Annotated in this window: 11 protein-coding genes, 1 pseudogene and 1 riboswitch; of the genes and pseudogenes, 3 read left to right on the top strand and 9 right to left on the bottom strand. The window is 63.7% G+C overall.

The window, feature by feature from the left end:
- Nucleotides 1–50 precede the first annotated feature (50 nt).
- Both ZAL01S_RS10390 and ZAL01S_RS09545 read right to left on the bottom strand, forming a co-directional pair.
- Nucleotides 51–344 (bottom strand): hypothetical protein, encoded by a 294-nt coding sequence (locus ZAL01S_RS10390; protein ID WP_159421679.1) that lies wholly within the window; start codon nucleotides 342–344, stop codon nucleotides 51–53.
- On the bottom strand, nucleotides 341–652 hold the full coding sequence (locus ZAL01S_RS09545; RefSeq protein WP_066082599.1) for an ArsR/SmtB family transcription factor: 312 nt from the start codon (nucleotides 650–652) through the stop codon (nucleotides 341–343). Before ZAL01S_RS09545 ends, ZAL01S_RS10390 begins: the two co-directional genes overlap by 4 nt.
- Nucleotides 653–851: 199 nt before the next feature.
- Here ZAL01S_RS09545 and ZAL01S_RS09540 point away from each other — a divergent pair, with 199 nt between their 5' ends.
- Nucleotides 852–1,133, top strand: coding sequence for a hypothetical protein (locus tag ZAL01S_RS09540; protein WP_066082596.1), 282 nt, complete (start codon nucleotides 852–854; stop codon nucleotides 1,131–1,133).
- A gap of 13 nt (nucleotides 1,134–1,146) precedes the next feature.
- On the opposite strand, the gene ZAL01S_RS09535 is transcribed toward ZAL01S_RS09540, so the two are convergent.
- From ZAL01S_RS09535 to ZAL01S_RS09515, 5 genes are all read right to left on the bottom strand, one after another.
- Complete coding sequence (locus ZAL01S_RS09535) at nucleotides 1,147–1,800, bottom strand: GAD-like domain-containing protein (RefSeq protein WP_066082594.1); 654 nt, start codon at nucleotides 1,798–1,800, stop codon at nucleotides 1,147–1,149.
- Nucleotides 1,797–2,159: a DMT family transporter gene (locus ZAL01S_RS09530; protein ID WP_066082592.1), complete on the bottom strand. Its 363-nt coding sequence runs from the start codon at nucleotides 2,157–2,159 to the stop codon at nucleotides 1,797–1,799. Before ZAL01S_RS09530 ends, ZAL01S_RS09535 begins: the two co-directional genes overlap by 4 nt.
- Nucleotides 2,160–2,474: a DMT family transporter gene (locus ZAL01S_RS09525; RefSeq protein ID WP_066082589.1), complete on the bottom strand. Its 315-nt coding sequence runs from the start codon at nucleotides 2,472–2,474 to the stop codon at nucleotides 2,160–2,162.
- A gap of 12 nt (nucleotides 2,475–2,486) precedes the next feature.
- Nucleotides 2,487–2,549, bottom strand: a riboswitch (guanidine-III (ykkC-III) riboswitch).
- Nucleotides 2,550–2,584: 35 nt separating this feature from the next.
- Nucleotides 2,585–3,040 (bottom strand): Fe-S cluster assembly sulfur transfer protein SufU, encoded by a 456-nt coding sequence (gene sufU / locus ZAL01S_RS09520; RefSeq protein ID WP_066082587.1) that lies wholly within the window; start codon nucleotides 3,038–3,040, stop codon nucleotides 2,585–2,587.
- Nucleotides 3,040–4,320: an aminotransferase class V-fold PLP-dependent enzyme gene (locus ZAL01S_RS09515; protein ID WP_066082586.1), complete on the bottom strand. Its 1,281-nt coding sequence runs from the start codon at nucleotides 4,318–4,320 to the stop codon at nucleotides 3,040–3,042. Before ZAL01S_RS09515 ends, sufU begins: the two co-directional genes overlap by 1 nt.
- A gap of 232 nt (nucleotides 4,321–4,552) precedes the next feature.
- Here ZAL01S_RS09515 and ZAL01S_RS09510 point away from each other — a divergent pair, with 232 nt between their 5' ends.
- A complete protein-coding gene (locus ZAL01S_RS09510; RefSeq protein WP_159421678.1) occupies nucleotides 4,553–5,263 on the top strand; it encodes a hypothetical protein in 711 nt (236 codons plus the stop codon).
- A 109-nt stretch (nucleotides 5,264–5,372) separates the two neighbouring features.
- Complete coding sequence (locus ZAL01S_RS09505; protein WP_066082581.1) at nucleotides 5,373–6,206, top strand: PhzF family phenazine biosynthesis protein; 834 nt, start codon at nucleotides 5,373–5,375, stop codon at nucleotides 6,204–6,206.
- Nucleotides 6,207–6,229: 23 nt separating this feature from the next.
- On the opposite strand, the gene ZAL01S_RS09500 is transcribed toward ZAL01S_RS09505, so the two are convergent.
- Together ZAL01S_RS09500 and ZAL01S_RS10660 are read right to left on the bottom strand one after the other, a co-directional pair.
- Complete coding sequence (locus tag ZAL01S_RS09500; RefSeq protein ID WP_244875385.1) at nucleotides 6,230–7,426, bottom strand: ATP-binding protein; 1,197 nt, start codon at nucleotides 7,424–7,426, stop codon at nucleotides 6,230–6,232.
- Nucleotides 7,427–8,070: 644 nt separating this feature from the next.
- Nucleotides 8,071–8,766 (bottom strand): annotated as a pseudogene (locus ZAL01S_RS10660) (MobF family relaxase); the annotation flags it as partial.

Raw genomic sequence — 8,766 nt, 5'->3', positions numbered from 1 at the left:
GGGCCGGAGCGATCATGTGATCGTTCCGGCCCGCCGCGTTCGTGATGGACTTAGTGCTCGTCGTAGTGGTCGCCGTGCTCGGCGTGACGGTGACCGTCGTGCAGGTAGTCGACGTGGTCGCCGTGCTGGATCGCCTCGTGACCGCAGTTCTCGCCGTGCTTGTGCTCGGCCACCGTGTGCTCGGCCGGGGCGTCGTGCTCGTCGTAGTGGTCACCGTGCTCAGCGTGACGGTGGCCATCGTGCAGGTAGTCGACGTGGTCGCCGTGCTGGACAGCCTCGTGACCGCAGTTCTCGCCGTGCTTGTGCTCGGCCACCGTGTGCTCGGCGTGTTCGTGGTTCATCATGGTGATACTCCTTCATCGGGACATGCTTCACCGGCGTGCGTGAGCGCGTCGGCGACGACGTGAGCGACGTGCTGGTCTTGCAAGCGGTAGACCCGCTCTCGCCCTTGGGCCTCAACCGAAACGAGCCCCACCTCTCGCAGCGTTCGAAGATGCTGCGAGACGAGGGGTTGGTTCATTCCGGACAGCTCGACGAGCTTCGACACGGAGAGTGCTTCTGCGGCAAGCAACACGAGCAACTCAAGTCGTGACTCAGAGCCGAGCGTCCGAAAAAGTTCGGCCGCTCGAGCGAGTTCTTGTCGATCGGTCATGACCCCATCCTGACCCACACATGCACAAATTGCAATATGTTTATGTAACTCTCTCACGTCAATGCCTGCTGATGAGGCCGGCCGCGGCGTTCGAAGTCGAGCGCACCGTCAAGCTACAGCACTGGTTCAATACGGTGAGCCGGGCGTTCGAGGTCATGCCCTTCTTGTTTGTGGTGGGTGGTTTCGCCAGCCTTGCGACGTGCCGTTCTTCGCGAACTGGCACGAACGACGTCGCGCCTTCACGATCAGCTTCCTCATGACCCGCGCACTCGTGGTGGACGTCATCCGCGCCGTGACGACGGGCAACGACGTTTACGGCCTGCTCAATGCCTTCCTCGTCGGGCCTGCGATTGAGCAGATCGGCTTCACCGGCTCCACCACCGCGATCACGCTGCTTCGCCCTCGCCGCGAGCTGACCTCTGCGCCCACCGCCCAGACAGAACATTCCGGCCACCCATCGCCGGACGAACGGGGACTCTAGGCGCAGACTTCGACTAGCCCTGCAGGCTGTGCAACAGCATGTGGTGAGGCACTGCCTGTTCGATGAGCGCGTTCGGGGCCCAGGGCTCGCCGCCGAGGGCCGGGACCGGGGCAAAGGTGTACAGCGTCTCGTGGGTGAGCTGTCCAAGCAGCATCTCGCATTGCTCGAACAAGGGCACGCCGTTCGGGTCAAAGGCCGGGAATGAGGTGTCATCGAAGCCGCTGAGCAGCATGATCGCTGCCTCGTCAGCAGCATCCGGGACGTCCTCGTACTGCTCGCTCATGTTCATCAGACGGAAGCTGGCGGTTTGCGGCCCAACCCACAGGAGCACGCCCGGAGTTGAACCTAGAAGGATGAGGTCGCCAAAGACGGAGCGGAACACAGGCGTCCATCGCTGTTCGGGAAGGCCAATATCGAGCCCGTCCGTCCAGAGCTCGGCGATCTCACGCCATTCGAGCGGGTCGCAGATCCAAAAGCGCCCCTCAGCAACACCCGCGAAGCCGAAGCGTTCCCACATGAGACGAAGTGGTTTCGGTGCGGCGGCGAGCTCCTCGCGGTGCGCTTCGCCGGGCATCGGGCCCGGGATGATCTCGCCAAGTTCGCCCCACTCTCGCTCGAGTTCAGCGATGAAGGCTTCTGGGGTCAGTGTGGCGTCACTGTCGCTCATGCGTGCTCCTCAGGCGATGTGCCGTGTGATGCGCTGGCAGATGGCGTGGGCACCAGTTTGAGGCCCACCACTGACAAGACGATGAGTGTGATGAAGACCACGCGCAGCGGCGTCACCGGTTCGGTCCCTCTCAACATTGCGTAGGAGACGGTGAGCGCCGCACCGATGCCTGTCCAGACGGCGTAGGCCGTGCCGATCGGGATGTGCTTGACAGCCCAGGCAAGGCCGAGACTCGAGCCGATAAGCGCGACCACGAACACGATGCTCGGAAGAGGGACGGTGAGCCCCGCCGATGCGCCAAGCGCTGTGGCCCAGACCGCCTCAAGCACAGCACTCGCGAGCAGCACGAGCCACGGCATCTAACTCACCACCTTGAGCCCGACGACTGAGGCAATAAGAACAACGAGTAGCACCGTGCGGGCCAGGCTCGCGCGCTCCTGCTTCGTCACGATTGACCAGATCATCGTCAGTGCGGCTCCGATACCAACCCACACGGCGTATGCGGTACCTGTCGGGATGGTCTGCATTGCGAAGGCGAGGCCGGCAAGACTGAGCACGGTCGCGACGATGTAGAGCATCGCGGGTTTCCAATACCGAAAGCCGTTCGAAGCGTCGAGCGCAGCCGCCCACACAGCCTCCATTCCGGCGGCAAGGACGAGCACAATCCAATCCATGCGGGATACTTTCCTGGCCGTCTTGTCGCGCTACGGGTACGGCTCCCTCGTCCGCGGCGCTGGTGGCGCCCAGTTGGAACTGTACCCGCCTGCGCCGAGATCGCACGAAGCTACAGTTCGATGCCCGCTTCGAGCAGTGCCGCGCGGAATGCCTTCCACGACATGAGCACACACTTCACTCGGGCCGGGAACTTCGCTGCGCCCGCGAGTGCGACTGCGTCACCGATCTTGTCGGGGTCGCCCGTTTCACTCCCCCGCGAGGTCATGACATGTTCCATGTGTTCGACGATGCCGCGGGCTTCGGCAAGGGTCATGCCGATGAGGTTGTCGGCGAGCATGGATGCGGAGGCTCGACTCATCGCGCATCCTTCCGCCTCATAGGAGATGTCTTCGATGATCTGCTCGCCGTCGCGTTCCCCGAGGTGGACGCGGAGAGTGATCGCATCCCCGCACACGGGGTTTACGTGGTCGACCTGCGCTGCGAAGGGCTCACGGAGCCCGGCATGGTGTGGGTGCTTGTCGTGGAGGAAGATCTGCTCGGTGTAGAGCGCGTTGAGGTTATTCATCACGCGAACCGCCCGAAGAAGTCGATGGCTTCGCCGACACCGTCAAGGAAGGCGTCGACGTCTGCCGCGGTGGAGTAGACGCTAAAGCTCGCGCGGGTCGTTCCGCGGATGCCATAGCGGGCGTGGAGCGGTGCCGCACAGTGGTGGCCGACCCGGACGGCAATGCCGAGTGTGTCGAGCACCTGCCCGATGTCATGCGTGTGGATGCCATCGACGACGAACGACACGGCGCCTGCGCGTTCAGGGCTTGCGGCGGGCCCGATGATGCGGACCTTGTCGAAGCGGGCAAGCCCGTCGAGGGCGCGGAGCGTGAGGGCACGTTCGTGGGCTTCGACGGCGGGCATCCCAAGCTCGTCGAGCACGTCGCAGGCGGCGGCGAGGCCGATGGCCTGCGAGATGGGCGGCGTGCCGGCTTCGAAGCGGGCTGGCGGTGCAGCCCAGGTGGCGCCTTCCATCGTGACGGTGCCGATCATGGATCCACCGGTGAGGAATGGCGGGAGCTGCTCGAGCAGCTCGTGGCGGCCCCAGAACACGCCGATGCCGGTGGGGCCGAGCATCTTGTGGCCGGAGAAGGCGGCGAAGTCCACGCCAAGCTCGGTGAAGTTGATGGACTGGTGCGGGACGCTCTGGCAGGCGTCGAGCACGGTGAGTGCGCCAGCTTTGCGTACTGCTTCCACGAGCTGCTCGACAGGATTGACGGTGCCGAGCACATTCGACTGGTGTGTGAAGGCAAGCACCTTGGTGCGCGGGGTAAGAATGTCGTCGAGCGTGCTGAGGTCGAGTGTGAAGTCGTCGCGCAGCGGAATCCACTTGAGTGTTGCCCCGGTGCGGCGGGCAAGTTCCTGCCACGGGATGAGGTTCGCGTGGTGCTCCATCTCGGTGACGACGATTTTGTCGCCAGCGTGGATGCGGAGGCGCTCGGGGGTATCTGCGTCGCCGTTGCCAAGTGAGTAGGCGATGAGGTTGAGTGCCTCGGTCGCGTTCTTCGTGAACGCAATCTCTTCGGGACGGGATGCCCCAACAAAGCGTCCGATGCGCGCGCGAGCCGCCTCATAAGCGTCCGTCGCTTCCTCGGCGAGGGTGTGTGCGCCGCGCTTCACCGCAGCATTGTGCTGCTCGAGGAAACGGCGTTCGGCGTCGAGCACGGCGCGGGGCCGCTGGCTCGTTGCGCCGGAGTCGAGGTACACGAGTGGCCGGTCGTCGTCACCGATCGTGCGCGCCAAGAGCGGGAAGACACTCCCCCGCTCGGAAACCAACTCGGCGTGCTCGCTGCTGCTCATGCAACCTCCTGCCTCCAGTTTCCTCCTTGCACCGCCATGCAGCAACGCGAGTGAAGGATCATGACAACGCAGGCACCCCACATCGCTTGGACAACGGCCCGGCCGTCACAGGCATCGTGGCGCATTCAGCTCGAGGACCACACTGACCAGGGAATTCCAGACTCAGGCATGACGCGGGCTTCATGCCGCAGGTCAATGCATACTGATCGATACACAACCTAGCCTGATGCACATGCGACGACTCCTCTGTGCTCTCGCCGCGTGCGCGGCAACCGTGTCCCTGAGCGGCTGCACCATGGTGAATCACCTGTTGCATCCGCCTATCACCGACACCGATGACACTCCCGCGACCGAAAACACGAGCACGGTCGTCGGCGGCGCGAGCCGTTCGATCCCGCAGGCGTGGCTCGACGCGACCGCCGAGGGATGGCCCTCCTCTGAGGCATACTCGAAGCCCTACGATCCGATCACGAGCTATAGCGACGCCAATGGGACCTGCCTGCTGGACGGCGATCTGCCCACACCCTTCGGCACAACGCCAAGGTCGTTCGGCACAGGATGGGGCAGTTTGGACACGGACAAGGAAGGCTACCGGTACAGCTGCGAGTACTACACGCCCGGCAGATACGCGACGTCCCTCGTGCTCATGGCCGGGAATGCCGACGCCGTCGACGAGGCGATCACCACCGTCAAGAACACGACATCGGACTCGGTGCAGGACAACTCCGTCGAAACCGTTGAGATTGGTGACGTGAGTTACCTCGTCCTGACGACCTGGTTCCCCACCAACCCGCAGGGCAAGTATCTCGTGCTCTTCCACGACGAGGCAGCGGATGCCATCGTCGCCTACGACCTCAACTCGCTCGAGAAAGCCGATTTCGAGGAGCTCGGCGCTGAAGGCGCTGCCCAACTCCTCGACGATTTCCTCGCGAGCGCGCAGTAGCTGCGGAGACGATCGTATTCCCCGCACTGCAGGTGGCGGGGATAGAGATCAGTCACATGCAGTGAGATGCCCGAAGTGAAACCGTGGCACGCCCCGGTAGCCTGACGGCATGCGTGAACGTTCCTTCAAGCAGGTAGATGTCTTCTCCGCGCATCCGACGCTCGGTAACCCTGTGGCCGTCGTCTTGGAGGCTGAGGGACTGAGCGACGCAGACATGGCCGCATTCGCCCGCTGGACCAACCTCTCGGAGACGACGTTCGTACTTCCGCCGACATGCCCACAGGCGGACTACCGTTTGCGGATTTTCACCCCCAGCGGTGAACTACCGTTCGCCGGCCACCCGACGCTCGGGTCATGCCACGCATGGTGCGAGGCTGGCGGGTCACCGCGAACGAGCGCAAGGATCGTGCAGGAATGTGAAATCGGACTCGTCACGATTCGTGAGCAAGATGGCGGACTCGCTTTCGCCGCACCGGAACTACGCCGTTCGGGGCCTCTCACGGAAGCCGACCGTTTGCAGATCATGACATCCCTCGGCATTCCCGATGAGCTCATTGTTGATATGCAGTGGGTCGACAGCGGACCTGGCTGGATTGGCGTGCAGCTCACTCACGCCGATCATGTGCTTGGGCTCGCACCAGACTTCCGGGCTATGGCGGGATACAAGGTTGGTGTCATCGGTCTCCGCGACAATTCCGACACGGCCGCTGAAGTTCGAGCCTTCGCTCCTTCCCTCGGCACGGGCGAAGATCCCGTCACTGGCAGTCTGAATGCTGGACTCGCTCAGTGGCTCGTCGGCAACGGAACCCTACCGAGCCGGTACGTCGCGGCGCAGGGCACTTGTCTTGGACGCGCTGGACGAATCTGTGTTGAGCAAGTCGGTGAGACGATCTGGGTTGGTGGCGACACCGTGACGACAATCGACGGCGTTGTGTCCCTGTAGCCAGACAACCCTATGTCCACATGTCAAGGCCCCAAAGCCGTGATAGGCACGACGCAAACACCGTCAGGGCGCTTGTAGACGTACCGCCCGCCCGTCAGCACAATGAGCGCAACGGGTTGGCCATGGCGGGCCTGATCGATCTTGGCGGACATGCGCAAGAGAGACTCAGCCGCCGCATCGACCGCCGACTCGCCGAGCTTTACCTCGATGCCAGCCCATCTGCCGTCAGGCAGTTCGAATACCGCGTCGACTTCTAGGCCCGTTTGGGAGTCACGCCACGATGAGAGCGTCGCCCCTAACGGCTGCCCGTAGACGCGAAGATCGCGCATCACGAGTGACTCGAAATGGAGTCCAGCTGCGTTCAGGTCCCGCCGGAGATCATCTGTGCCGATGCCCAGCGCTGCCGTACCCAGGGAAGGATCAACGAAGTGGTGAATGGGCGCTGCGCGAAGGCGAGTGCGAGAGCGCATGTGAGGTCGCCAGGCTTCAATCGGCTCAATGAGCATGAGCCTGGTGAGCGCATCGAGGTAGTTCGTCAAAGTTTCGGAAGCGATGCGTCCACGACTGCCGCCGACGTCGTCAGCAAGCGACGAGAGGTTCAGTGGCGTTGCGGTCGCGCGTCCGAGTGCAGCGAGCAGCCGCTCAATGTTTGCGGGATTTCGCCGGGGTCCCAGCCCAGGAACATCGACCTCGGCCACTGTGCGCAGGTAGTCACGCAGCCACAGAGAGGCCTCGCGTCCGTGGGCATCAAGCAGGTCAGGCCAACCGCCGATAACAATCTGCTCCAGGAGATCCGCGAGTTCCAGCCCTGAAGCCGACCCGATCGGGGCGTCGCCGTCGAGCAGTCGCCGCAGACTCACCTCACCGGTGGAGTGCCCGGTCTCAAAGAGGCTCATTGGACGCATCTGTAGCCTAGCAATCCGCCCTGCACCGGAGTGCAGCTGTGCATCATCACGGGGCTGGGATGAGCCAGTCAGGACGTAGAGGCCCTTGCCATCGTGATCGTCGACTGCTCGGCGGACGAGGTTCCACAGTTGTGGAGTCTCCTGCCATTCATCAAACACGATGGGAGTCGGATTCATAAACAATTGCTCCGGCGCAATCTCTAGCGCGGCTCGCGCGGCCTGATCGACGTCCATGCGAAGTATTGTCCGCCCAAACTGCTCAGCAGTGCGCGTCTTCCCGACGGCTTTGGGCCCGTCAACGAGCACCGCCCCCATCGCCGTCATTCGCTGCCTCAGCTCGACATCCACCACGCGAGATCTATAATCCGTCACACCCCAACTCTACAATCCGTCATCCTTGAGTTCGGATAATTGTCAGGTGTGACACAGCAGCTCGACGACACGGAGCCCCTTGCATTCCCGACCCACCAAAGCCGGTTCCCGTCAAGGATCATTCCGAAGAGACGAAGGCCTACACCGAGTCTTTCGTTTGTGGGGCTAACGGGAGGATTGTGGAACATGGCCCCGCCTGTGGTTCAGATGTCGCTTACGCGCCAGTCCATTTGCACCAGACGGCACAGAGCGCAGCCCGGAGCCCTCAACACCCCGCGCCGCGGGCAGCCGCAAGGCGCCCAGCGAGCGGAGTCCACCTCCGCCGCCAACCAGTTGCACCGATTCGGGGACGTCGATCGATCTGGGGAGGGGCAACTGGTGATTGGAGGCCGCATGGCCAGTGGCGGATGTAGTGACACAGAGCGCCATCGAGTTCACCGTGACGCTCGATCTCGGCGGTGTAACTGCGGGAGTTGGCCCTGGCATAGGTCGGCATACGACGTCACCTCGAACTTGCAGTCGATCTGCGGCCAGCAGGGCCTTGTCTGCTCATGCTTGATCCGGAGCTCCATTCAGCAGGTGTCGACCCGCGCGCGGGCGCGGTCGATCTTCTGCGTCGCGCCCTCGGGCTGGACGCCGAGCGGGGCCGGGTCGCCGACCCGGTAGCGGTCACAGTAGGCGGCCACAACCAGGGCGCGGAGTCGCCACTGCTGCCACTCCCACCCAGTCGCGGGTATCGGACCGAGCGCCATAGCCCATGGTTCTTACGTGTGGAGGGCGGTGTCGAGGACCGCTTCTGCCCGGGTTTCGACGAGGTGGCGGCGTTCGGTCAGAGCCCGTTGCATGTCGGAGGTCATGGTGCCGGTGGCTTCGGGAATGAGCCCTGCGATGAGACGCGGCGCTTGTCGTGTGCGGCCGGAGCCGGCGGGTCGGGTGGTTGCGTTGGCGAGGCGGTGGTGGATGACGGAAGCGATGTCGTCGGCGTCGGCGAACCCACGAGCCCGAATGAGGCGTGGCAGGAGGGTATCGACGTGGTGGTGGTTGGTTCGGCCCGGCGCAGTTCCGCAGTGAGGGCACCGAAGGCGTCGGAGTCGATGACGGCTTGCGCTTGCTTGTCGGTGAGCCCGGAGCGGCAGACCAGGGTGGTCCAGCGGTCGTGTTGGGCTGCGGCGGCGATGGTTTCGTATTCGGCGGCGAGTTGGGCGATCGAGCCCCACTGGTCTTGCTCGGCGGTGATGGTCTCGTGCGCCGACAGCTCAGCACCGCTGTGTTGGAGCACGCCA

This window comes from [Zimmermannella] alba NBRC 15616 (assembly GCF_001570905.1).
Lineage (GTDB): Bacteria > Actinomycetota > Actinomycetes > Actinomycetales > Microbacteriaceae > Pseudoclavibacter > Pseudoclavibacter albus.
Note: the sequence above shows the minus strand (reverse complement) of the source record. Positions and strands in the feature narration are given on the sequence as shown.